Origin of the sequence: Sphingomonas mucosissima, from assembly GCF_002197665.1 — a bacterium.
GTDB classification, from domain to species: Bacteria; Pseudomonadota; Alphaproteobacteria; order Sphingomonadales; family Sphingomonadaceae; genus Sphingomonas; species Sphingomonas mucosissima.
In genome coordinates this window covers 176,001-198,848 of sequence record NZ_NBBJ01000006.1, presented here as the reverse complement: position 1 = coordinate 198,848, position 22,848 = coordinate 176,001, and the positions used below count along the sequence as shown (strand labels likewise).

21 protein-coding genes are annotated in these 22,848 nt (G+C 64.4%); 17 read left to right on the top strand and 4 right to left on the bottom strand.

From position 1 onward, the window contains the following. The first annotated feature begins 17 nt into the window (after window positions 1-17). From SPMU_RS15590 to SPMU_RS15555, 8 genes are all read left to right on the top strand, one after another. Window positions 18-761, top strand: a complete 744-nt coding sequence (locus tag SPMU_RS15590; RefSeq protein WP_088335092.1) for a flagellar hook-basal body complex protein — start codon at window positions 18-20, stop codon at window positions 759-761. Between the two features lie 28 nt (window positions 762-789). After that, the gene (flgG, locus tag SPMU_RS15585; RefSeq protein ID WP_088335090.1) at window positions 790-1,572 is read left to right on the top strand and encodes a flagellar basal-body rod protein FlgG; all 783 of its coding nucleotides are present in this window, start codon (window positions 790-792) and stop codon (window positions 1,570-1,572) included. Further along, window positions 1,569-2,033 (top strand): flagellar basal body P-ring formation chaperone FlgA, encoded by a 465-nt coding sequence (gene flgA, locus SPMU_RS15580; RefSeq protein WP_088335088.1) that lies wholly within the window; start codon window positions 1,569-1,571, stop codon window positions 2,031-2,033. Before flgG ends, flgA begins: the two co-directional genes overlap by 4 nt. Window positions 2,034-2,052: 19 nt before the next feature. Then, window positions 2,053-2,829, top strand: coding sequence for a flagellar basal body L-ring protein FlgH (gene flgH, locus SPMU_RS15575; RefSeq protein ID WP_088335086.1), 777 nt, complete (start codon window positions 2,053-2,055; stop codon window positions 2,827-2,829). A gap of 246 nt (window positions 2,830-3,075) precedes the next feature. Beyond that, window positions 3,076-3,927 (top strand): flagellin, encoded by an 852-nt coding sequence (locus SPMU_RS15570; protein WP_088335084.1) that lies wholly within the window; start codon window positions 3,076-3,078, stop codon window positions 3,925-3,927. Between the two features lie 175 nt (window positions 3,928-4,102). Further along, window positions 4,103-4,507, top strand: a complete 405-nt coding sequence (locus tag SPMU_RS15565) for a hypothetical protein (RefSeq protein ID WP_245833405.1) — start codon at window positions 4,103-4,105, stop codon at window positions 4,505-4,507. A gap of 200 nt (window positions 4,508-4,707) precedes the next feature. Further along, on the top strand, window positions 4,708-7,425 hold the full coding sequence (locus SPMU_RS15560) for a PAS domain S-box protein (protein WP_088335082.1): 2,718 nt from the start codon (window positions 4,708-4,710) through the stop codon (window positions 7,423-7,425). After that, window positions 7,425-8,039: a response regulator transcription factor gene (locus tag SPMU_RS15555; RefSeq protein WP_088335081.1), complete on the top strand. Its 615-nt coding sequence runs from the start codon at window positions 7,425-7,427 to the stop codon at window positions 8,037-8,039. Before SPMU_RS15560 ends, SPMU_RS15555 begins: the two co-directional genes overlap by 1 nt. 230 nt (window positions 8,040-8,269) lie before the next feature. On the opposite strand, the gene SPMU_RS15550 is transcribed toward SPMU_RS15555, so the two are convergent. Beyond that, the gene (locus SPMU_RS15550) at window positions 8,270-9,685 is read right to left on the bottom strand and encodes an alginate export family protein (RefSeq protein ID WP_169715738.1); all 1,416 of its coding nucleotides are present in this window, start codon (window positions 9,683-9,685) and stop codon (window positions 8,270-8,272) included. Between the two features lie 233 nt (window positions 9,686-9,918). Between SPMU_RS15550 and SPMU_RS15545 the strand changes: the two genes are divergently transcribed. Beyond that, a complete protein-coding gene (locus SPMU_RS15545) occupies window positions 9,919-11,787 on the top strand; it encodes a methyl-accepting chemotaxis protein (RefSeq protein WP_088335077.1) in 1,869 nt (622 codons plus the stop codon). Between the two features lie 116 nt (window positions 11,788-11,903). Here SPMU_RS15545 and SPMU_RS15540 read toward each other — a convergent pair whose 3' ends face one another. Then, window positions 11,904-13,205, bottom strand: a complete 1,302-nt coding sequence (locus SPMU_RS15540; RefSeq protein WP_088335075.1) for an SLC13 family permease — start codon at window positions 13,203-13,205, stop codon at window positions 11,904-11,906. A 17-nt stretch (window positions 13,206-13,222) separates the two neighbouring features. Between SPMU_RS15540 and SPMU_RS15535 the strand changes: the two genes are divergently transcribed. From SPMU_RS15535 to SPMU_RS15515, 5 genes are all read left to right on the top strand, one after another. After that, window positions 13,223-14,170: a hypothetical protein gene (locus SPMU_RS15535; RefSeq protein ID WP_211275829.1), complete on the top strand. Its 948-nt coding sequence runs from the start codon at window positions 13,223-13,225 to the stop codon at window positions 14,168-14,170. A gap of 148 nt (window positions 14,171-14,318) precedes the next feature. Continuing rightward, window positions 14,319-15,323, top strand: coding sequence for an SDR family oxidoreductase (locus SPMU_RS15530; RefSeq protein WP_088335071.1), 1,005 nt, complete (start codon window positions 14,319-14,321; stop codon window positions 15,321-15,323). Further along, window positions 15,320-17,143, top strand: coding sequence for a glycoside hydrolase family 15 protein (locus SPMU_RS15525; protein ID WP_088335069.1), 1,824 nt, complete (start codon window positions 15,320-15,322; stop codon window positions 17,141-17,143). The genes SPMU_RS15530 and SPMU_RS15525 overlap by 4 nt, the downstream gene beginning before the upstream one ends. Continuing rightward, a complete protein-coding gene (locus tag SPMU_RS15520; RefSeq protein WP_245833404.1) occupies window positions 17,140-17,871 on the top strand; it encodes a cytochrome c oxidase assembly protein in 732 nt (243 codons plus the stop codon). The genes SPMU_RS15525 and SPMU_RS15520 overlap by 4 nt, the downstream gene beginning before the upstream one ends. After that, the gene (locus SPMU_RS15515) at window positions 17,868-18,362 is read left to right on the top strand and encodes a CopD family protein (protein ID WP_088335067.1); all 495 of its coding nucleotides are present in this window, start codon (window positions 17,868-17,870) and stop codon (window positions 18,360-18,362) included. Before SPMU_RS15520 ends, SPMU_RS15515 begins: the two co-directional genes overlap by 4 nt. On the opposite strand, the gene SPMU_RS15510 is transcribed toward SPMU_RS15515, so the two are convergent. Then, window positions 18,332-18,847 (bottom strand): DUF2231 domain-containing protein, encoded by a 516-nt coding sequence (locus SPMU_RS15510; RefSeq protein ID WP_088335065.1) that lies wholly within the window; start codon window positions 18,845-18,847, stop codon window positions 18,332-18,334. The two genes, SPMU_RS15515 and SPMU_RS15510, sit on opposite strands and share 31 nt — an antisense overlap. Window positions 18,848-18,901: 54 nt before the next feature. Here SPMU_RS15510 and coxB point away from each other — a divergent pair, with 54 nt between their 5' ends. The 3 genes from coxB to SPMU_RS15495 are packed head-to-tail and all read left to right on the top strand — an operon-like array spanning window position 18,902 to window position 22,292. Next, on the top strand, window positions 18,902-19,531 hold the full coding sequence (gene coxB / locus SPMU_RS15505) for a cytochrome c oxidase subunit II (protein WP_140418490.1): 630 nt from the start codon (window positions 18,902-18,904) through the stop codon (window positions 19,529-19,531). Further along, complete coding sequence (gene ctaD / locus SPMU_RS15500) at window positions 19,528-21,978, top strand: cytochrome c oxidase subunit I (RefSeq protein ID WP_088335064.1); 2,451 nt, start codon at window positions 19,528-19,530, stop codon at window positions 21,976-21,978. Before coxB ends, ctaD begins: the two co-directional genes overlap by 4 nt. Beyond that, complete coding sequence (locus SPMU_RS15495) at window positions 21,975-22,292, top strand: hypothetical protein (protein ID WP_088335062.1); 318 nt, start codon at window positions 21,975-21,977, stop codon at window positions 22,290-22,292. Before ctaD ends, SPMU_RS15495 begins: the two co-directional genes overlap by 4 nt. Here SPMU_RS15495 and SPMU_RS15490 read toward each other — a convergent pair. Beyond that, a complete protein-coding gene (locus SPMU_RS15490) occupies window positions 22,289-22,831 on the bottom strand; it encodes a DUF2062 domain-containing protein (protein WP_088335060.1) in 543 nt (180 codons plus the stop codon). The genes SPMU_RS15495 and SPMU_RS15490 overlap by 4 nt on opposite strands. Window positions 22,832-22,848: the final 17 nt, after the last annotated feature.

Here is a 22,848-nt window from a genome sequence, read left to right as displayed (position 1 = left end):
TTTTCAAAGGGCGAGAGATGGACATCTCCTCCTATGTTCTGTTGAGCCACGAGCAGGCGTTGCGACGCCGGCTCGATGTTGCGGCCAACAACATGGCGAACATGAGCACCGTCGGCTTCAAGCGGGAGCAGCCGGTGTTCCGTGAATTTGTTGAGCCGTCGCGCGATGCGGCGGTGGACGCGGCGCGCAACACGAGCTTCGTTCTCGATTTCGGCGCCATTCACGATACGGCCGCCGGCAGTTTTCAGCCAACCGGGAACCCGCTCGATTTCATGATCGAGGGGCCGGGCTATGTGGCAGTCGAAACGCCCGAGGGCGAAACGGCCTACACTCGCGCCGGCTTCGTGAAGGTGCTGGAGAGCGGCGACCTTGCCACCGCCGGGGGGCAGCGCATCCTTGGCGAAGGCGGCAACCCGATCAACGTCCCGCCGGATCAGCAGGGCCAGCTCACGCTCGGCGCCGATGGCAGCGTCATCGGTCCGGATGGTCCGCTCGGGCGCATCGCCCTCACCGTCTTCGACGACGAGCGTGCCGTTAACCCCCGCGGGGACGGCCTGATGACGGGCGACGGCGCACGCGAACTGCCCGCTGCGGAAACCAAGCTGAAGGCTGGCGGCGTCGAGGGATCAAACGTGCAGGCGATCGTGGAGACGACATCCATGGTCGAGATCCTGCGCGCCTATCAGACCAGCATGCGTATGTCGGAAGCACTGAACGACATGCGCAAGAGTGCCATCGACAAGCTCGGCCGCGCGAGCTGAACCCCAACCACTAAGCGAAAGACCTATCATGCGATCACTTTCGACCGCCGGCACGGGCATGCTCGCGCAGCAGACCAACGTCGACGTCATCTCTCACAATATCGCCAACATGAACACGACGGCGTTCAAGCGTCAGCGCGCCGAGTTCCAGGATCTTCTCTACCAGAACGTCTCGCGCCCGGGCTCTGCAACGGGCGGTGAAACCAAGGTCCCCACCGGGATTCAGATTGGCGCTGGCGTCAAGACCGGCAGCATCTACCGGATCGCCGAACAAGGCGCGCTTCAGCAGACCGACAACCGCTACGACATCGCGGTTCAGGGCCGCGGCTACTTTCAGGTGACGCTGCCGAGCGGCGAGACTGCTTATACTCGCGACGGCTCCTTCCAGCTGTCGGACCAGGGCGAACTGGTCACGGCGGACGGCTATCCCGTCCAGCCCGGTATCACCGTGCCGCAGGAGGCGGTCGACGTCGTCATTTCCAAGACCGGCGAAGTTCAGGTAAAGATTGCCGGATCGCCGGACATGCAGACCGTGGGTCAGCTCCAGCTTGCCACCTTCGTCAACGAAGCCGGGCTTGAGGCGCAGGGCGGCAACCTGCTTCTTGAGACAGCCGCCTCGGGCCAGGCGACGATCGCCAACCCCGGTGAACCGGGGCTCGGGATGTTGAGCCAGGGCTTCGTGGAGGCGTCCAACGTCAATCCGGTGTCGGAAATCACCGCACTCATCACCGCGCAGCGCGCGTATGAAATGAACAGCCGCGTCGTGAAAACGGCCGATGAAATGCTCGCCACCACGAGCCAGCTGCGATGAGCGGCGCCCGCGCCTTCCTCGGCATCGCCGGGCTTGCCGGCATCTGGGCGGCGCTGCCTGCCCTCGCTGCTGTGGCAGACACCGTCGACGTGCCGGTGCTGGCACGCGCCGTCGCACGCGGCGAGTTGCTGGATGCGACGGATTTCACCGCCGAGCCGCGCCCGGTTGCGCAAGCGCGCGGCGCCGTCGCTGCACGCGACGCGCAAGGCAAGGAAGCCGCGCGTAACCTCCCGGCGGGGGCGGTGGTACGGGGAACCGACATTACGCAGCCACGCCTCGTGAAGCGCGGCGAGCCCGTGACCATCGCCGTGCGCAAGGGAACGCTCGTTATCGCCACGCCGGGCAAGGCGCTGTCGAGCGGGAGCGCCGGCGACCTGGTGCGCGTCGTGGCCCTTTCCACCAATCGCACCCTCGACGCGATCGTCGAGAAAAGCGGCACCGTGCGCGTCGTCGCACCCTGATCATCCGGAGTTTCTTTCCATGAAGACGAAGATCGCGCTGACCTTGGCGGCCGCCAGCATGCTGGCCGGCTGCGGTGCCACCGGACGCCTGGCGAACGTTGGCAAGGGGCCGAAGTTCACGGCCGCCGAGCCGGTAGCAGCCCCGTATCTCGAGCGCTCGATCGGCACGCGTACAGGCGCCGATCGCCTCGACGGCCAGCCAGTTGCGCCTACCGCATCAACTGCAATTCCCGGTCAAAGCGCGTCGCTGTTTCGCACCGGCGCCGGCGCCTTCTTCCGGGATCAGCGGGCGGCGCGCATCGGCGACATCCTGACGATCAGGGTCAATATCGCGGACAAGGCAGACATCGGGAACACGACGTCGCGGTCTCGCACAGGATCGGAAAACAGCGGCGTCGCAGCGCTGCTCGGCGTCGAGAGCCTGATCACAAAGGTGCTGCCCGGCGACAACGACCCGGCCGCGCTGGTGAAGACCAACTCCAACTCGCAGAACAGCGGCAGCGGCACCAGCAGCCGAAGCGAGACCATCAACATGACGCTCGCTGCCGTGGTGACGGATGTGCTGCCGAACGGCAACCTCATGGTGCGCGGACGGCAGGAGGTGCGCGTCAATTTCGAGATGCGCGAGCTGGTCGTCAGCGGCATCGTCCGCCCGGAAGACATCGCGCGCGACAACAGCATCCGCCATAGCCAGATCGCGGAAGCCCGGATCAACTATGGTGGCCGCGGTCAGCTGACCGATGCGCAGCAGGCACGCTGGGGACAGCAGATCTACGACGCCCTGTTCCCCTTCTAAGCTGCTCACCACCCCTGCGCCTGAGGGCCGCCGCTCCGAACACGGGAGCGGCGGCCCTTTTCTTTTTGGCGGCGGGCGCGGCGCGATGCTTACGCGGCAATTAAGCACGAATAAATTCATCGGCCGCGTCCGCCGGACCGGATTCCTTCCCAGAATGAAGAGCGGGCTGCGCTGTTGCGGCACGTCGGGGGCCAGCGATCTGGCCCGGGCTGCAGAAGCGGCCGCTACTTCCAGAAGGAAATTACCATGGGTCTCTCCGTTAACACCAACATCGGCGCGATGGCGGCTCTCCAGAGCCTGTCCGAAACCAACCGCGGCCTGGCAACCACGCAGAGCCGGATCAACACCGGCCTGGACGTCGCCTCGGCCAAGGACGATTCGGCAAAGTTCACCATCGCGCAGAAGCTGCGTGGCGACATGGGCGAACTGAAGGCCGTCGGCTCCTCGCTCAGCCGTGCCAAGAGCACGACCGACGTGGCAGTTGCTGGCGCTGAGCAGGTTTCTGACCTCCTCAACCAGATGAAGTCGAAGGCGAAGGAAGCATCGGATACTGGCATCGACGCCAATAGCCGTACGGCGATCGCAAAGGACCTGACTGCCCTCAAGGAGCAGGTCAACACGATCATCGACTCTTCCGGCTTCAACGGCACGAACCTGCTGAAGACCGACACCGGCACGACCGGCAAGGTTTCGGCACTGCAGTCGCAGGGTTCGACCGCGACGACCGGCACTCTCGAAGTGGCCAACCAGGACTTCACCACGAAGTCCACCACGGCGCTGGGTGCTGCCGGTGCGGCGATCACGCTGGCGGACGGCGCTGCCGCCGACACGCTGAAGACCGCCATCGACACGTTCGCGAGCGATGTGAATACGAGCCTCAGCTCGCTGGGTTCGGCTTCGCGCAAGATCGACGGTCAGCTGAAGTTCAACAGCAAGCTGTCCGACGTGATCGAGGCCGGTGTTGGCAACCTTGTCGACGCCGATCTCGCGAAGGAGTCGGCAAAGCTCCAGTCGCTGCAGGTTAAGCAGCAGCTGGGCGTGCAGGCGCTTTCGATCGCCAACCAGGCACCGCAGTCGATCACCTCGCTGTTCCGTTAAGAACGGCGAGCCCGCTTCCTTCCCTTGAGCGGGATCGAGGAAAGCCGGGATGGCCATGCCATCCCGGCTTTCTGCCGTTTGCGTCGGCAATGTCTCCGAAGCGGATCAAATATTTTGGCAAGCCGCCGGTCACCGGCGCGAATGCCCATCAATACGTCGTCAGGCTCGGAGAAGCATGGTGGTCGCAAGAGTCAGGGAAATCATCGACGCGCTGGGATCTCGCGTCAGGATCGGTGTTGAGCGTCACGCCTTTGGCGGACTCGTCACGCTGGAACGTCCTGATCGGCGCGGCTGCCCGCGGATACTACTGGACATTTACGGCGCGGAAACGCTGACGGCCTATATCATGTCAGCGCGGCTGAGTGCCGATCGCCCGCTGACAGAGGAAATCGTCACCGGCGCATATCCGATGCGGGTCGAGCTTGAACACCAGCCAGCGCCCTTGCTCCGGCTTGTTGATGCAGCCGAAGTTCGTCTGGATCTTCCAGCGCCCCTGTGGGACCGGCTGTATGCCGAACTGAACGTTGCGCTTGCGCACGTGCGAGAGATGGACCGGCGGAGCACGGCTCACCTCCACTGACGATTACCCCCCACCCAGCTATTTACGAAAAGCGCACACGACGATCCTTTACGTTGGAGCAACCTTTTAACTGTCTTTACAGCTTGTTGCTTATCGGGCCAGAGAAGGAGGCGGGCAATAAGCGTCCTGTCGAGGCCAAACCGCTGCCGTACCGGAGCTGGCCCCGATAAGAACGTGGGCCGGCGTAGGGGAGCGCGTTGATGGAAGTGGCTGACTCAAGGGTCAAGGAAGGTCCGAACTCCGCCATCTCGTCGAGCTATGCGACCGCGCTTGTGTGCGTCTGGCTGGCCTTCATGTTTGCCGCCCTTCCGCTTCTCGGGTGGGCATTCGACCACCCCCTGCTCACCCGGTTCATCGCTGATGCCCGGCCAATGTGGCCTCTCACGAGCATTGGTTATATCTCGCTGACGCTGAGCCTCGCTGCCACCATCATGGATCAGCGGCGACTTGCCTTTGCCCTCGTCACTGTGCCCGCAGTGCTCGGCATCATCGCCATCGCTGAGCATCTGTTCAACGCCGGGCCCGAGCTGGACCAGATTCTCTTTCGTGAACAGCTGCTCATGTCAGACGCCCCGAGCGCCGGGCGTCCCGGATACCACGCATCCATCACGTTTCTGGTACTTACCGCCGGGATAGCGCTCGCCAATCTGAAGGGCACAAAAAGCGGTCGGATCATGACCGTTGTTGCCTCACTGACTCTTGGATTTGGAACCCTCTCCATTTCGCTGATCCTTCAAGGCGTCGGAGCTTCGGAACGCGAATGGGCGCCGCTTATCGAGACTCTGCCGGCCGCGCTTAGTGCCGCGGTGCTATCGATCGGCCTGCTGGTCTGGAAATCCGAGTCCGGCTGGAGCGACCTGATTGATATCGAAGGTGCGGAATGGCGCGTCCTTCGTGTTGCCTTCCCCGTCATCCTCACCGCCCCGACCTTGACCTCGACTCTCGAATTTTGGCTCATTCGGTCGGGAACCATGGATGCGCTCCCGGCCGAGTTTCTCAGCGTCGGGCTCAACATGGTGGTGATCGGCGGCCTCCTGTTCTGGTCATCCGCCATGCTGGTCCGTGGCCGCGCCGCGGTACAAGAAATGAGTTCGGCGCTTGATTCTGCCGCGGTTCTGCTGACCGATCTCGACGGGCGGATCCTCCATTGGTCTCACGGCTGCGAAGATCTTTACGGGTGGACGGCGGACGAGGCGATAGGCCGCCGCAAGCACGAATTGGTTGCGCCCGGCACTCCTCCGGAACATCACCCCGCGCCCGGAGAACATAGCGAGCAAACAGAGATCCGGCACGATGGACGCCGGCTTCGCGTGCTTCAACAGGTACGGCGGCTGGAACGCCGCGGCAAAGAACCCCTCCTCGTGGTGTCGATGATCGACATCACGGAGCGAACGATGGTCGAAGATGCGCTACGCGAAAGCGAAGCACGGCTCGCGATGGCACTTGATGCTCACGAGATCGGAATTTTCGAGTGGAATGCGAGGGCCGACACCATCCGGTGGTCGGCCGGGGCCGAGGAACGGCTTGGGCTCCAGCCAGGTAGCATTCACGATTACGCAAGCTGGGAGAAGCTCGTACATCCGGACGATGTCGTTGTCTTAAACGACACTGTAGCTAAGGCGATCGAAGCCAAAGCGCCGCGGTTCAGTTTTCGGTTTCGTTTCAATCAGCCGAACGGCAGGGTGCGATCCATGGAAGGATCTTCGCGCGCGTTTTACGATCAGAATGGCGAGCTTATCCGAACCATCGGCGTGAACGTTGACGTGACGGAGCGCGACGACCGCGAGGCGCAACTTCAAGCGCGCGAAGCGCAGCTCCTCTCGATCCTGCAAACCGTGCCCGATGCGATGGTGGTGATTGATGAAACGGGGCACATCCTGTCGTTCAGTCGCACGGCGGAGCAGTTGTTCGGCTATCCCGCAGATGAGGTTATCGGGCGCAATGTCTCGATCCTGACGCCGGATGAACACACCGGCCAACATGACGCCTACTTGGATCACTATCTCGCAACGGGGGAGCGGCGGGTGATCGGACGCACGCGACTGCTCACGGCCCGCGCGTCCAATGGTCGCGAAATTCCAATCGAATTGCGGGTCGGTGAAGCGGTCACTGGTGGAGAACGCCTGTTCACCGGCTTCATTCGCGATATCAGCCAGCGACTGGACAGCGAAGAGCGGCTGAATACCCTTCGATCGGAGCTGACGCACCTTTCGCGCCTGGGCGCGATGGGCGAAATGGCTGCCGGCCTGGCTCACGAACTGAACCAGCCGCTCGCCGCTTCCGTGAACTACATGGCTACGGCGTCACTGTTGCTGAAGGAAGGGTCGGACACGCCGCGGGCGGAGGAGATGCTGGAGCAGGCACGAAGCCAGGCACTTCGGGCGGGGGAGATCATTCGGCGCCTGCGGGACTTCGTGGCGCGACACGATGCGGAGGTACGCGCGGAGCCCGTGGAGGAGACGCTGCGAGACGCCGTGGCGCTCGTTTTCGTCGGGCAGAAGCAGCTCGACGTCAGTGTCCGCTACGATCTCGATCCTGGCGCCGTGCTCATGTTTGCGGATCGGGTGCAGGTCCAGCAGGTTCTGGTCAATCTGCTCCGTAATGCATCGGAAGCGATGCGATGCGCGGGGACTGAGGACATGTCCATCCTTGTGCAAACCAAGGTGATCGATCCGGAAACGCTGGAGATCGCGGTTTCCGACAATGGGCCGGGGCTCGCGCCCGATTTCCTGGATCAGGTCTACGCTCCCTTCTCGTCCACAAAGGGCGAAGCTGGCATGGGTATCGGTCTTTCGATTTGCCGGCGCATCGTGGAGTCGCACGGCGGAGAACTGACCGGGGAAAATCTGCCGCAGGGTGGAGCAAGGTTCCGCTTCACCTTGCCAATGATTGATGAAAGGGAGCTTGAGCTTTCGTGATGCGTACCATTTACATCGTGGACGACGACGACCCTGTTCGTGCTTCCCTGCAGGGCCTGCTCTCCGTCCGACAAAATCTCCTGATCAGAAGCTTTCGGTCGGGCGATGCCTTTCTTGAACAGGTCGATGAACTCGATCCCGGCGTCCTGCTGCTCGACTTCAACATGCCCGGCAGCAATGGCTTGGATGTTCTCCGGGCGCTCCGGCCGTGCGGCACGCAATTTGTCGCTATCATGCTGACCGGCCAGGGGAATATCGACATGGCAGTGCAGGCGATGAAGGCGGGCGCGATGGACTTCTTGGAGAAACCCTACGATCCGGGGGTCCTGCTTCAACTCGTGGAAACTGCCTTCCTTCAACACGAACAGCAAAACGCCGCTGCGGGACGCGCCGAACAGGCAGCCGCACGGATCGCGGCGCTGTCCCCGCGGGAACGGGATGTTCTGAAAGGCCTTATCGAGGGGCGATCGAACAAGGTGATCGCATTCGAATTGGATCTGAGCCCGCGCACGGTGGAAATCTACCGCGCCAATCTGATGCAAAAGCTCGAGGTGCGTAGCCTATCCGAAGCGCTGAAGATCGCATTCGCTGCCGGCATGTTCCCCGACACGTAAGTTCGCTGCTGAAGTCTAGCGCTGCGATGGTGCTGAGAATGTTCGTCATCAAGGTCACACGTTCGGCAAGCCTCAGGCCCTTAAAGCTGGCCGCGCCGTGATGCTCGGGTTACGGGCGCGCCTGGATGAGGCTTGCGTCTCTGGCGAGTGCGTATCTTCCACAGGCAGAGCCCGTTACTTCGCGGAACAGGCGTACCCGCCCCCTCGCCCAAACAGCCAAATACCCGGCGTCAGAAACTTACCGTCAAATCAAGATAGCCGAAGTGACTGTCGCCGCGACAGGACACGTTCGGCGCATCCCTTAGGAACCTCCCCTTGGCCAGCCACGCCGCGCCTCCCTCGACGCGCAGGCGCTTCGGCAAGATCCAGTGCCGGACGCGTCCCTCGAACTGAACGCCCGCCCAGCGCCCCGAGGCACCGGTGCGATCCTGCACGCCCGTCGCCGCAAAGCTGTCGACCGGCGAATTCAGCCACAACGCGCGGGTCATCAGTGCCGCGTCCGTCCGCTTCGAAGGCGTGACTTCCACGCGCGCTCCCACCGACATCAGGTTCGATCTGGTAACGGCGCCATAAAGCGACGTCGGTCCGAAATCGCCGCGCGGCGCCCCGAACAATGGGTCGAAGCGCGTCAGCTTGGTTGGATCGCGATCATCGCCAGTGGCGATATCGAACTGCAACGATGGCCTGATCGACCAATCGTCGGTGCCCTTGCGGCCAATCTCCACATGAACGAGATAGGCCTCTACCTCACGGTCGTTCTCGTCAGCCGGCCGCGCCGATGCCCGCGCGAGCCCCACCTGTCGGATAGCTTCTACTTCGAAGTCGAGCTTGCCACGCGCCGGTGCTCGCGACACTCTTGCCCCAAGGATGGTCAGCCGCCGGTTGCGCGTCGGATATTCTGGTGAGTCCTGCTCCTCAAGACGCAAGGCATAGGCTTCACCCAGCGCCCCGCCGAACAGATCCGCCTTGGTGAAACTCAGCCCGTACAGGCTGAGATCGTCGCTCATGCGGTCCAGCTTCACACCATTTGCATGAACATCGCTGGGCTTGTTGGGCAAGCGCGTGCTCGGCATCGTCCAGAAGCCAACAAGGCGATCTTCTGCTTGGCTGTTCCATTCGAACACAGCGCCGGTGTAGCTGTTCACGCTATTGGGGAAGTCGGGCTCCGCAATCTGACGCCCGGACCCGATCTCCAGCGTGACACGGCCCAACGTCAGCGCGGCAGTCGAGCCCGCCGAAAACAATTCACCAAGATCCGCAGCCAAATAGGCCTGAACTGGCTCAAGGCTGTTCACCTCGCCCACACCGGCGGTCGAATTCGGTCGCTGACCAGCGGCGCGCGCATCGCGCAATTCCCCGCCGATCCTGATCGGGCCCGTGTCGTATTCCGCAAACAGGATCGCGCGGTGAGACCACATGAAGTCGTTTTCCGGCCCGGACGCGCGCGCTTGATTGTCGAGCACCTCGATACGCGAGCGATACGATCCGCGCAGCGTCAGCCCCGCGGGGGCACCGGCCAGCTTCAACAGCGGATTAGCCTTGTCCTTCGCTGCAGCGGGCGCAGTAGAAAGCGCCATCGCCGCTGCGGCACAAGTGCCCAGACGCCCTGCCCCGGTGTGGACAGACTTCTTCAGAACTCGAAACATGTACTTTGCAGCTCCGCCAATGGCTTGGAGCATTATAGGTGGAGCGGACCAACACCGGGCGCGAAGGCCCAGCGCAGGCCTTTGCTAACCAGCAGCAAAAATCGCGGAAGATCCACGCGCAGCAGGAACGCGGCATCTTTCTCCTATAATGGGCTGACTTCTGCGTTTCAGAGCCGCCCCGCAGAGTGGTTCGTCCGTCGAAGCTTGATTTGCAATGCTGTTGGGAAGCACGGATGACTAAGATTCTCAATGATTGGCCGTTGTCAAAAAAGATTTTGCTGGCGTTCGCCGTCATCAGCGCACTGCTGATCGGCGTTACCGCTACGGGCATCATCGCCAGTCGCCATATCAGTAAGATCGCATCGAACCACGTGAACCGTGGCATCGCCGGAACGGAAGCGCTCGGACGCTTGATGTCGGCTCTTCGCGAACACCGCATCATCATCTTCTCTCAGATGAACACAAATTCCCCTGACGAGGTGAAGAGCTTCGAAGAACGGTATCGCAAGAACTCGCTCGCGCTGTCGGAATATATCTCCGATTACGCGCCGCTCGCTGGTGAGTTCTCGCCGAACCTGGCCCGGATACAGGCGGATATCGAGAAGCTCGACACCATTAACCGCCGGATCTTTGCCGTAAAGAAGGCTGAGGGTGCCGCCGCAGCGCTCCCGATTGTCACCGGCGACGGCAAGAAGCTGTCGCGCACGGCAATCGACGACACGGACGAACTGATCGAGCTGCATCAAAAGCGCGCGATGGAGGCGGACCACGCTGGCACCCGCTACGGAGATAACGCTCTCTACTTCGCCTTGGCGCTCTCCACCCTGGCGCTGGCAGCGTTGCTGGGGATCTGGCGGATGCTCGGAAAGACGGTCGCTTCGCCTCTGGCGGAGCTTTCGTCGGTCACCGCCACGCTCGCGGCCGGCGGCAAGGCCGAGGTGCCGCATCGCTCGAGGGGCGACGAACTAGGCGAGGTTGCGCGAGCTGTCGAAACCTTCCGTGCGGCAGCGATTAGCCGTGCGGAGGCGGATGGGCGCGTGGCCGCCGAGCAGCAGGTCGTCACCTCCTCGCTCCGCGACAGTCTTGCCGCCCTCACCGCCGGCGATCTGACGACGCCGATCGCGGCAGAGTTCCCGCCCGCCTATGCGGAACTGAAGACGAACTTCAACGAAGCGCTGGCATCGCTGCGCGCGTTGATCGGCTCCGTCATGGAAAGCGCGTCGTCCATCCGCACGGGCTCGGTCGAGATCGCGCAGGCGTCGGAGGATCTGGCACGCCGCACGGAAGGCAATGCCGCGAGCCTGGAAGAGACCTCGGCAGCCATCTCGCAGATGGACGAGCGGCTGCGCACGTCCGCTGCCGCTGCCGCGACCACGGTGGAGCGGGCCGATGGGGCGATCACCACGGTATCGGGTGGACGCTCGGTTGCCGATCAGGCGGTGCAGGCAATGGGCCGCGTTTCCGAGAGCGCCAAGGGCATCGACAGTGTGATCGAGGGGCTGGACAAGATCGCGTTCCAGACCCGCGTTCTCGCAATGAACGCCGCCGTCGAGGCCGGCCGTGCCGGAGATGCAGGCCGCGGCTTCGCCGTCGTTGCCGATCTCGTCTCCGCGCTCGCGATGCGCGCCGAGGAAGAGGCCAAGCGCGCCCGCGATCAGCTCACCGTCACGCAGACCGACATCGTCTGTGCGGTGGAGATGGTGCAGAAGGTGGACGGCGCGCTCGCCGACATCTCGGGCGACGTTGGCCAGGTGCACGAGCTGCTCGCCACCATGGCGGCCGACAACCAGGCGCAATCCTCCGCGATCACCCAGATCTCGGCGGCGGTCGGCACCATGGATCAGTCCACCCAGCAGAACGCCGCCATGGTGGAGGAGACGTCGGCTGCCGCCCGTAACCTCACCAGCGAGGTTCAGGCGCTCAGCGATCAGGCCGCCCGCTTCAAGGTCGACAATGGCACCAGCCGATCGATCCACGCCAGGGTGGAAGCGATGAAGCCCAAGCCGCACGACAGCGGCTACGTCTCGCCCGTCAAACCGCTCGCACCTGCCGCCGTCTCCGCCCTCACCCGGCCGAACAGCGATGACTGGAATGCGTTCTGAACCGCGCCTTCCGGTGATCAGCTAAGCAAGCGAAACTCGAGAGGAGGCATATGCCTCCTCTTTTTTTGTGTTGTCGTGCGCCAGGGCGCGGCTGCGCTACCGCCCGACAGAAAAGGTCAGAACGGAAAGAAGATCGGAATGGCGATCACCCCAGCGATCCACGTGACGATGTTCAGCGGAACCCCGACCCTGACATAATCCATGTACCGGTACCCGCCGGCTTGAAAGACAAGCACGTTGGTTTGATAGCCGAACGGGGTCGCGAAGGCAGCGCTCGCAGCCATCATCACGGCAATCAGGAACGGCCGGGGCGCAACCCCAAGGCTCTCCGCCAAGGCAACGGCAACTGGGGTGATCAGCACCGCCACGGCGGCGTTGGACAGGAACTCCGTCGCGAACAGCGTGACGCCATAAAGCGCGGCAAGTGCGAACAGCGGCCCAAAGGGTCTGATCAGATCGATGAGCAGCGCCGTTCCGGTTGCGGCCAGCCCCGTCACTTCGATCGCGAGCCCGACGACGACCATGCCGGCGATCAGGAGCAGCACCTCCGGGCGCAAACCGGCATAGGCCTCCTCCGGGCTGATGACCTTGAGCAGGATCAGGAGCACCGCACCGGCAAAGGCGCCGGCCGCGATCGAGGTGACGCCCACCGCCGCGGCAAGGACCACCATCAGGAAGACGCCGAGCGAAATGACCGCCTTCTTGGTGTCGAAGGGCTTTTCGACGGCAAATAGCTCGGCATTGCCCAGCGTGCCGTCGCCCGTCTGCCCTTGCAAATCGCGAGTCTCCGGCGGCGCGTCGCCAGCGGCATTGGCGAGAATTCGGCCACCGATCAGGAAAAGGTAAAGGCCGCCGGCCGCAGCGACGACCAGCCCGACTGGCGTGATCTCGAACAACCCGAATACCGGCTGCCCCGCGTTCCTTGCCATGTCGTTGACCAGCAGATTGGTGGACGATCCAATCAGGGTGCAGGCGCCGCCCATGATCGTGATGTAGCTAAGCGGGATCAGGAAGCGCTTGGGCGACAAGCCGAGCGATGTTGCGACGTCCTTCACCACCGGAGCGGCAAGCACGACGATCGGCGTGTTGTTGAGAAAGGCCGATCCCGCACCGCACAGCACAAGGACGAGCCATAAGCCGGCGCTTCCCAGCCGAGCGCACATTCTGGTCGCACGGCGAATGAGCACGGCGAGCAGCCCGGACAGTTCAATGGCATAAGCAATGATGAACAGGCACGCGAGCGCAATGATCGCCGGGCTGGCGAACGCCGCTTGCACCTCCACGGGACGGATGACGCCCAACAGCATCAGCGTGGCGGCAGCGCTGAGTGCTGCAACTTCCGCCCGAACCTTGCCGTGGATCAGCACACCCACAACCACGACAAGGACGACCAGCGCCGCGATTTGGTTGAAGCTCATGGGCCCGGCAAAGCCTGATGGCACCGCTGCGTCAAGCGTTGCTCCACCCGGCGCTCCCATTACGCCTGTGCTGGTGCTACCGTAACGATATGTTCAGCCACTATGTCGACGCCAGCGCCCGCGCCTCTTGGGCAGCAATAGCCGCCACTCTGTCGCTTGCGGCATCGACACTGGGCGGATGCGATCGGCGCGCACCCGATCCGGTCACGACGAATGCACAGAGCGAGACGGCGCGGCCATCCCCCACCCCCGCCGCGCCCGCGATTTCGGCACCCTCGCCCGCGCTGACCCGAAGCGATCTCATCGCTGCGGCCAACCAGGCCGCATCCGCCTATGCCGGGGGTGAGGAGCTGGCATCGCCTGATCCCTTGGTGGGCCGCAACTTCGCGGTCCGGCTGCCCTTCGGATGCAAGGGGCCGGCGCCGAACGCGTCACCCGAGCAGGTTTCCGACGGCCTCGCCTCATGGGCGTGGGGCGCGGATCAGAAGACGATCCGGCTGCGGATGATGCCGGGGGACTGGACCAGGTCCGCAACGCTCGGCAATGCTGGCAGTGCGGAGTGGGAAGCCGTGGAAGGGTTCTGGATCCCGCGCCCTTGGTCGCTTGCCGAGACATGCCCGTCTATCAAGGCTGACCCCCTCCAAACCGACGTACCGGCCGCGTCGGCGCAAACGCTGGGTATCGCTGCCGTGTTCGACGCGGGCGGTTCACGCTTGGGCCGCCGAAACGGTCGTGCCTACGAATATGTGATCAGGTCGGCCGGCGATGATCCCCTGCCCGCCCCCAAACAGGGCTTCCGCATGCTCCTGGAGGGCAGGGTCTCGTCCTTCCCCAGCCGCCGCGCGGTCGAATGCCGCGCGCCGGGACCGGATCAGCGGCCCGTCTGCATCATTGCCGTCCAGCTCGACCGCGTCGCCTATGAGGACGCGGAAGGTGGCACCTTGAGCGAATGGCGGCCGGGCTGACGGCGCCTGCGGCCCGCTTCACGGGGCGGGCATTCGGCCACGAATACGCGTGAAACGCGGCCCCGGCCGCGCACCTTGCGTCCTTGAAGACACAAAATGTCGCACCGTTCATTGTCCCCATGGGATAGGCACGGATCAAGGAGCGCGCATGGTAGAGAAGGTGGCAGTAGTAACCGGCGGTAGCGCCGGTATCGGGCTCGCAACGGCTGAGGCGCTGGGTCGCGCCGGCTGGTCGGTGGCGATTATCGCGCGCGACCCTGCCCGCCTGGAGGAAGCGGCTGCGCTGGTTCGCGCAAGCGGCGCGCGCGCGCTTGCCGTACCGGCCGATGTGGCCGATGCCGCCGCCGTCGATGCCGCCGCCGATCTAATCGAGCGCGAGCTGGGTCCGATCGAGGCTTGGGTAAATAACGCGATGTCCACCGTCATCGCGCGCGCAGACGAGGTGACGGCGGAGGAATATGCACGCGTCACCGCGACCACCTATCTTGGGCAGGTCCACGGAACGCTCGCCGCGCTGCGGCACATGAAACCTCGCGGGCGAGGCGCGATCATCCAGATCTCCTCGATCCTGGGCTTCCGCGGCGTTCCGATGCAGGCAGCATATTGCGCAGCGAAGTTCGCGGTTTCCGGCTTTACCGACTCCCTGCGCGCGGAGCTGATCGCAGAAGAGTCGAAGGTCACACTGACCGTCATTTACCTGCCGGCGGTCAACACGCCGCAATTCAGCTGGTCGCGCAATCGCAGCGGCAGAAAGCAGCTCGCCCCGCCCCCGGTCTATGATCCGCGCGTCTGTGCGCAGGCGGTGCTTCGCGCTGTCGAGTCTCCGACCCGTGAGCTTTGGGTCGGGCTCCGCACCTTCGGCATGGGTGTGGGCCAGGCCGCCGCACCGGGCCTTGCCGACCAGATGGCAAGCGGGTTCGAGGAGGATCAGATGGGTGAACCGGTTCCCGATCGTCTCGGCAACCTGTTTGAGCCCGTCCCGGCGCCCGCCCAGATTGACGGGCCGTGGCAGGCCGATGTCACCTCCGCGACGGGCCGCATCGTCACCAGCCGCAATCGCACGGCACTGAAGATCACGCTCGGCACAGCCGGCGGGATCCTCGCGCTGCTCGGCACCCGATCGCTCGCCAACATCGTGCGAGGGCGCGCATGAAGGCGGGCGAGGCGCCGACCGCAAGCCGCACGGAAGCACGGCAAAGGGGTCAGCGCACCGACGGCTTTCTGCCACTGGAAGATTATGCAGCACTCGGCGACGGCCGCTCGGTCGCGCTTTCGGGCGCGGACGGATCGATCGACTGGTGGTGCGCACCGAACCTCGATTCCCCGCCGCTGTTCGATCGGCTGCTCTCCCCGGAAAAGGGCGGCTGCTTCATTATCGCGCCGGACGGCCCCTTCACCGTCACGCAGCGCTATCTGCCCGGCAGCAATGTCCACGAGACCATCTTCACCGCCGCCGATGGCGAGGCCGCCTTGGTGGAATCGCTCAACAGCAACACGGCCGGGCGTCTTCCCTGGTGCGAACTCGCGCGGCGTGTCGAGGGACGCCGGGGCATTGTTCGCTTCCGCTTTCTGCTGCGTATCGGGACAAGGGCCGAAACGGTGTCGCCGTATCTGACCCATACGGCGCATGGCGTGCTGTTTCACGCCGGCGCGCTCGCGGGCTGCCTTCGCCGCAGCGCCGGCGTCACGATCACGCGGGAGGAGGACGGCGAGACGGAGGGCAGCTTCACCGTCGAGCCCGGCACCCGCGAAACCCTAGCGATCGTCGCCGGTGAGAACGAGCCGCTGGTGCTCCCCGACATTGCCGCTATCGATCAGCGCATCGACGTATCGCACGAGGAATGGCGCGAATGGTCGCGGCGCCTGCATCACGACGGCCCATATCGCGACCTTGTTTTACGCAACGCGCTCGCCCTCAAGCTGCTGCTCTATTCGCCGACCGGCGCCATCGCGGCCGCAGCGACGACGTCCCTGCCCGAGGGCGTCGGCGGCCCAAAGAACTGGGACTATCGCTACGCCTGGATCAGGGACGCGGGCTACACCATCAAGGCCTTTTTGCGCATCGGCGCGGAAGCGGAGGCCAAGGCGGCGCTCACCTGGCTGATGCATCGGTTGTGCGAGCATGGGCCGCACGTGATGTACAAACTCGACGGGCATCTCGTGCCCGACGAGACTGAGATCGATGTGCCAGGCTGGCGCAACAGCCGGCCCGTCAGGATCGGCAATGTCGCCTCCTGCCAGCACCAGCATGCTGTCTACGGCGACATTTTCGAGACCGCCGAACGCTTCGTCGAGTGCGGCAACATCCTCGATCACCGGTCCGCGGACATGCTGGCGCAGCTCGCCACCCGGTGCGCGGATCATTGGCGGCAAATGGACAGCGGCATCTGGGAGCTGCCGGAGGAACAGCATTACACCAATTCAAAGATCAGCTGCTGGCAGGCATTGGCCCGCGCCGTCGAACTGGCCGACAACGGGCACATCCCCGCCACATGGCGCGATCGCTGGGCACGCGAACGCGATCGCGTGGCGACGTGGATTGACGAGCATTGCTGGTCGGAAGAGCGGCAAACGTATCTCGCCTTTCCCGGGAGTGACATGCTCGACGCATCGATCGCGCTCGCCGTCCGTTTCCGCTTCGGCGCCGACGGCCGCATGGAAAAGACCATTCGCGCGCTGGACCGCGATCTTGGCGCTGGCCCGTTCCACTATCGCTACAGCGGGGTAGCGCGCGAAGAGGCGTGCTTCCTCGCCTGCACATTCTGGATCATCGAGGCAAAGGCACTGCTTGGTCATGAGGAGGAGGCGCGGCGCCAGTTCGACACGGCGATCGCGCGGCTCGACCATGGCACCGGCATCTATGCGGAAATGATCGATCCGGAGACCGACGCTTTTCTCGGCAATCTGCCGCAGGGGCTCACCCATCTCGCGGTGATCCAGGCAGCCTCAACCTTGTCGGGCCATCCGCTATGATGCCACCGAGCAGTTACTGTGGGACGCCGCCGCTGCCCGGCGACCTGTGGCTCCGCTGGAACCTTGATCCCGTCCTGCTCCTCGGCATCGCAGCCGCCGGCATAGTCCTCTGGCGCATGACGGCCGGCGCACCGCCCGCGCGCCGGTCGGCGATGCTAGGGGTCGGCGTGCTGCTGGCCGCCTTTGTCTCACCGCTCTGCGCGCTCACCAACGCGTTGTTCGCCGCACGAACGGTGCACCACATCCTGCTCATATTGACCGCCGCGCCGCTGCTCGCCGCCGCTTTCCGCGCAGAGAAACACCCGGCGGGCTCGCCGCTCCCCGCGCTGCTCGCCGCCGCGGCAATTCTGTGGTTCTGGCACTGGCCGCCTGCTTATGCATCGGCGCTGTCGAGCGACAGCGTATATTGGGCGATGCAGGCAAGCCTGCTCGGCAGCGCCATCTGGTTTTGGCACCGGGTCCTGCGCCCATCGGCCGAGCCGGTGACCGCGCTGCTCACGATCCTCGCCGCCATGGCGCAGATGGGCTTGCTCGGCGCTATCCTCACCTTTGCGCCCGCACCCTTCTATGCCGCGCATTTCGGCACCACCGCGCCGTTCGGCTTTTCGCCGCAGGAGGATCAGCAACTCGCCGGCCTCATCATGTGGGTGCCGGCCATGCTGCCCTATTTCCTGGCGGGCGCCCTGGTAGCGCGCCGCGCCTGGCGCCGGGATCTGTCGCTGGCATGACGATCACCATCCTGAAGGCGCTGCATATCATTGCGCTGCTCCTGTGGATGGCGGGGTTGCTATCGCTCCCGCTGATGCTCGCCCGGCATGAGGAGGGTGAGCATCAGTTCCGCTACGCCCGCATCCGCAAGTTCACCCATTACAGCTACACGCGTCTCGTCACGCCGGCGGCGGTCATCGCGATTGCTGCGGGAACGCCGCTGATCTTTCTTCGCGGAATGTTCGTGCCGTGGCTGTTCGCCAAGCTGGCGCTGGTCGCGCTGCTCGTCGCGCTTCACGCCTATGTCGGCCATGTCGTGTTGAAGATGGGCGAAGAGGCGGGCGAGCAGCCCGCCCCGCCCGCCTGGCCGATCATGATCGCGCTGGGCGTGCTGATCCTCGGTATCCTGTCACTCGTGCTGATGAAGCCGCCGTTGGATGCGCAGCACCTGCCCGAGCTGCTGCACCAGCCGATCGGCCGTCATTTGCCGCTGGACGAGGTCCCCAATTGATAGTCGAAGACCAGCTTTCCCCCGTGCCAGCCGGTGAAACCCGTGAAGCCGACGCCCAGCAGCGACATGAGAATGCCGAGCGGCAGCACCGCCTGCTCATATCCGCCGAGGCGGTATCCCCAATTCGCCCCCAGCAGCGACAGCAGCATCACCGCGATGATGAAATGCGTCCAACTGGCGGAGCGCGCCCGGATGCCGGGCACCAGCAGCAGTTCCACGGTGCCGGAAATGCCGGCCAGCACGCCCATCAGGAATGCCATGCCGATCGCCCAAAGCGCGGCACGCGCCCAGAACGCATCGCCCGTCCACCAGTAGAATATGTCGGCGCCCAAGGTGCACACGCTCATCGCGATCGGAAAGGCGACCAGCATCGCGTGGATCGGGTGCCCGGCAATGGCGATCTTCGATTCAGACCGGTGAAAGTGCGGATTGGCGCTGATCGGATCCACCAGCTGCGCTTCGGACGTCGTGTCTTTGTCGGCCATGTGCCCCACTCTAGTCACTACACCGCGGCACTGACACCCCCTGCGGCGCTGGTCATGGCACTCACCGCCGCCGGCTGCAGCGGCCCGATGTCGACGCTCGACCCCGCTGGCCCCTCGGCCGCCGCGATTGCGCAGCTCTGGTGGATCATGCTGGCAGGGGCAGCCGCGATCCTGGCTCTCGTGCTGGGGCTGCTCGCGCTTTCCTTCCGCCCGCCCCGTCAAAGCTCCGAGCGCCTGTGGCTCATCGGTGGCGGCATCGTGTTTCCGCTGACGGTTCTGACCGCGCTGCTCGTCGCCGGCATCGTCTTGGGCGAGCGCTCGATCCCCGCGCGCACCGATGCCTTGGAGGTCACGGCAGAGGCGAGCCAATATCGTTGGCGCTTCTCCTACCCCACCGGCGCCGCACCGACCGACGGCATTTTACATATCCCCGCAGGAGAGCCGGTGACCGTTGCCATCACCACGACGGACGTGATCCACAGCTTCTGGGTGCCACGTCTTGGTGGAAAGATGGATGCGGTGCCGGGTCACGTGAACCGGCTGACGATCGAGGCATCGGCGCCGGGCACCTATCTCGGGATCTGCGCCGAATATTGCGGCACGGGCCATGCCCGGCACGGCTTTCGCGTCGTTGCGCACGCGCCGCCGCAATGGCGGGCCTTCAACTCGGGAGGTGCGCAGTGAAGGCGCTTCGTCTCCATCGCGAATTCGAGGCCATCTGGCGCGCGCCGGCGGGATGGCGCGGCACGATCAGCTCGGTCAATCATAGCGATATCGGCCGTCGCCTGATCATCGCGGCGTTCGTCTTCTTCGCCATCGGCGGCGTTCTCGCCATGCTGATCCGCGCGCAATTGGCCACACCGCGCAGCGCCTTTGTCGGGCCGGAAATCTACAACCAGCTTTTCACGATGCACGGCAGCATCATGATGTTCCTGTTCGCCATCCCGATGTTCGAGGGGCTGGCGATCTACATGCTGCCCAAGCTGTTGGGCGCGCGCGACCTCGCCTTTCCCCGGCTCTCCGCGTACGGTTGGTGGTGCTACCTGTTCGGCGCATCGCTGCTGATCCTGTCGATGCTGCTGGGCGTCGCGCCCGACAGCGGCTGGTTCATGTACACGCCGCTGTCCTCCCGGCCCTATTCGCCAGGCATCAATTCGGATTTCTGGCTGCTCGGCATCACCTTTGTCGAGATTTCCGCGATCGCGGCGGCCGTTGATATCACCGTGTCGATCCTGCGGGTGCGGGCGCCGAGCATGTCGCTGGATCAACTGCCGCTTTTCGCTTGGTATCTGCTCGCCACCGCATTGATGATGCTGCTCGGCTTCCCGCCGCTGATCCTGGGATCGATCCTCCTGGAGATCGAGCGCGCGTTCGACTGGCCGTTCTTTGACGTAACCCGCGGCGGCGATTCGCTGTTGTGGCAGCACCTGTTCTGGCTCTTCGGCCACCCGGAAGTGTACATCATCTTCCTGCCGGCGGCCGGCGTGGTATCGACGGTGCTGCCGGTGATGGCCCGCACTCCGATCCTGGGCTACCGCATCATCGTCGCCGCAGTGCTGAGCCTCGCGTTCCTCAGCTTTGGCCTATGGGTGCACCACATGTTCACCGTGGGCATCCCGCACATGGCGCTGGCCTTTTTCTCGGCGGCCTCGACGCTGGTGGCCGTGCCGACTGGGGTGCAGATCTTTGCCTGGCTCGGCACCTTGTGGGCCGGTCGACCCCAGATGAAGCTGCCGATGCTGTACCTGGTCGGCTTCTTCGTCACCTTCGTCATGGGCGGCCTGACCGGCGTGATGGTGGCAGTGGTCCCGTTCGATTGGCAGGTGCACGACACCGCCTTTGTCACGGCGCATCTCCACTATGTGCTCGTGGGCGGCTTCGTCTTTCCGATGCTGGCGGGGGCGTATTACTGGCTCCCGCACTTCACCGGACGGCAGCGCACCTTCCGCCTGGGTGAGCTTGCCTTCTGGCTGATCTTCATCGGCTTCCACGCGACGTTCTTCCTGATGCACCTCGCCGGCCTGCTCGGGCAGCCGCGCCGCGTCGAAAGCTATCCGGAAGCCGCCGGCTGGACCTGGATCAACCTCATCTCCTCGGTAGGCGGCTTCGTGATGGCGATCGGCTTCGCGCTGTTCGCCATCGACATGGCCTTGCAGCTTTTCCTCTCGCGCCGTTCTCCGCGTAATCCGTGGCAGGCAGGCACGTTGGAATGGGCGATGATGACGCCGCCGGCCAGCTACAACATCGCCAGCCTCCCGCATGTCCGCTCGCGCGAGCCGGCCTATGACGAGCCCGATCTCGCCAACGCACTCGCCCGCGGCGAGGGGTATCTGGGAACCCCGCGGCACAGCTGGCGCGAAACGCTGTCGGTGGACCTCAAGGGCCGTATCCAGCATATCATCGTGCTCCCCGGCAACACGCGCCTCCCGATCGTGACAGCGGTCGTCACCGGCTGCTTCTTCGTGGCGCTGCTGCTCAAGATCTACTGGGTCGCCCCGTTTGCTCTGGCCGGCGTCGCGGCGCTTGGGTGGCGCTGGGCCTGGGCGCTTGGCCGCCAAAAGGATCTCGGGGCATTGCCGATCGGCCGCGGCGAGCACGCGCCGACGCACGCCGAAGTGGACGACCCACCAGGTTGGCTCGGCAGCGTGTTCCTGCTGCTGGCGGACTCGACCTTGTTCGGCTCGCTTTTGTTCGGGCAGGCCTTCCTGCTGACGGTTGCACCGGGGTGGCCGCCGCCCGCCATCTTCGATGGATCGTGGCTGGTCATCCTGCTGGCCGGCGCCGCTGCGTCCGCGGCCGTTTTTCTCCCGAGACAGGCCGGCGCGGTCGTTGAACAGGCCATTTGGGGCCATTTGCTGCTCGTGTTGACCCTCGCCGCCAGCCAATGGATGGCACCCGTGCCGACTGGTCACGCCGCCGCCGCGCTGATCGGCGTGCTCAACGGCTACGGCCTTTTCCACGCCGCCGTTGCGCTCCTCATGCTGTTCTTCGTAAGGGCCCGCCGACGTGCCGGCTTCCTCTCGGCCGCACGGCGCGGTGAGGTGCGCATCGCGTTGCTCTGGAGCGACTATGCCGCCGCTACCGGCGTCATCGTTGCCCTGAGCTCACAACTTCCGGCATTGCTGCGATGATCGCGTTTGCGCGCGCCATGACGGGGCTGATCGGCTGGGCGGTCGCCTTTTCAGTGCTTTACGGCCTTCAAGGTCTCGTTTGCTCCCCGCGCCTGGCCCCGCTGGTCGGCCCCCTTCCCTACAACGGCCGCGAGCTCATCATCGGGGCCTGGCTGCTCTTCCTGACGATCCTGGCCTGGGCAAGCTGGGCAATATGGCGCCGCCAGCAGAACGGCACGCTATTGGACTGGCTGGCCCGGATTCTTGCGCTGACAGGCTTGGCTTCGCTGCTGTTTACTGGCTTCCCCGTCGTCTTCGCGACAACCTGCGCCTAATTCAGCGAGGCGATATCGACGGACTCCGTCGCGAGCCGACGTGAGTTCAACCGACGGCTCCAGCGCCGGGAGACCCGCCATCGCCAGCAAATGTGCACCAGGGCATAGCCCAGGGTGGATGTAGCGAGTGCGAGTAGCACGAGACCGGTGACCGTGGGCGCCGCAACATCAAGCAGCCAGGTAACTGCCGACCGGGCGTGAGCATGCCCAGAATCGGTAGAAGCCGCGCCAGTCACGTTGCGTCCCAACCAATAAGCAGCGAAGTAAATGGGTGGAAAGGTCAATGGGTTGGTCACAAACGTCGCGCTTGCTGCGACGATGATGTTGGCTCGCGCTGAAAACGCAAGAAGAGCCGCCAAAACGATCTGTCCGAACGGCAGGATCAAACCCGCGAAAAGGCCAAGCGCCAGGCCCCGCGCCGCCGAGCGGCGGTTCAGATGCCACAGCAGCGGATGGCTGAGCCGATGCGCAAAGGGCCGCAGCCAGCGGTTTGCCAGCAGGCTATCGCGATCAGGCAATTTCGAAACTATCCAGCGCACGCTAATCGACCTTTACG

Bases quoted from the DNA above. Each gene is read 5' to 3' on its own strand.
- SPMU_RS15590 (WP_088335092.1), top strand. From the start codon at position 18: ATGGACATCTCCTCCTATGTTCTGTTGAGCCACGAGCAGGCGTTGCGA.
- flgG (WP_088335090.1), top strand. From the start codon at position 790: ATGCGATCACTTTCGACCGCCGGCACGGGCATGCTCGCGCAGCAGACC.
- flgA (WP_088335088.1), top strand. From the start codon at position 1,569: ATGAGCGGCGCCCGCGCCTTCCTCGGCATCGCCGGGCTTGCCGGCATC.
- flgH (WP_088335086.1), top strand. From the start codon at position 2,053: ATGAAGACGAAGATCGCGCTGACCTTGGCGGCCGCCAGCATGCTGGCC.
- SPMU_RS15570 (WP_088335084.1), top strand. From the start codon at position 3,076: ATGGGTCTCTCCGTTAACACCAACATCGGCGCGATGGCGGCTCTCCAG.
- SPMU_RS15565 (WP_245833405.1), top strand. From the start codon at position 4,103: ATGGTGGTCGCAAGAGTCAGGGAAATCATCGACGCGCTGGGATCTCGC.
- SPMU_RS15560 (WP_088335082.1), top strand. From the start codon at position 4,708: ATGGAAGTGGCTGACTCAAGGGTCAAGGAAGGTCCGAACTCCGCCATC.
- SPMU_RS15555 (WP_088335081.1), top strand. From the start codon at position 7,425: ATGCGTACCATTTACATCGTGGACGACGACGACCCTGTTCGTGCTTCC.
- SPMU_RS15550 (WP_169715738.1), bottom strand. From the start codon at position 9,685: ATGTTTCGAGTTCTGAAGAAGTCTGTCCACACCGGGGCAGGGCGTCTG.
- SPMU_RS15545 (WP_088335077.1), top strand. From the start codon at position 9,919: ATGACTAAGATTCTCAATGATTGGCCGTTGTCAAAAAAGATTTTGCTG.
- SPMU_RS15540 (WP_088335075.1), bottom strand. From the start codon at position 13,205: ATGAGCTTCAACCAAATCGCGGCGCTGGTCGTCCTTGTCGTGGTTGTG.
- SPMU_RS15535 (WP_211275829.1), top strand. From the start codon at position 13,223: ATGGCACCGCTGCGTCAAGCGTTGCTCCACCCGGCGCTCCCATTACGC.
- SPMU_RS15530 (WP_088335071.1), top strand. From the start codon at position 14,319: ATGGTAGAGAAGGTGGCAGTAGTAACCGGCGGTAGCGCCGGTATCGGG.
- SPMU_RS15525 (WP_088335069.1), top strand. From the start codon at position 15,320: ATGAAGGCGGGCGAGGCGCCGACCGCAAGCCGCACGGAAGCACGGCAA.
- SPMU_RS15520 (WP_245833404.1), top strand. From the start codon at position 17,140: ATGATGCCACCGAGCAGTTACTGTGGGACGCCGCCGCTGCCCGGCGAC.
- SPMU_RS15515 (WP_088335067.1), top strand. From the start codon at position 17,868: ATGACGATCACCATCCTGAAGGCGCTGCATATCATTGCGCTGCTCCTG.
- SPMU_RS15510 (WP_088335065.1), bottom strand. From the start codon at position 18,847: ATGGCCGACAAAGACACGACGTCCGAAGCGCAGCTGGTGGATCCGATC.
- coxB (WP_140418490.1), top strand. From the start codon at position 18,902: ATGGCACTCACCGCCGCCGGCTGCAGCGGCCCGATGTCGACGCTCGAC.
- SPMU_RS15495 (WP_088335062.1), top strand. From the start codon at position 21,975: ATGATCGCGTTTGCGCGCGCCATGACGGGGCTGATCGGCTGGGCGGTC.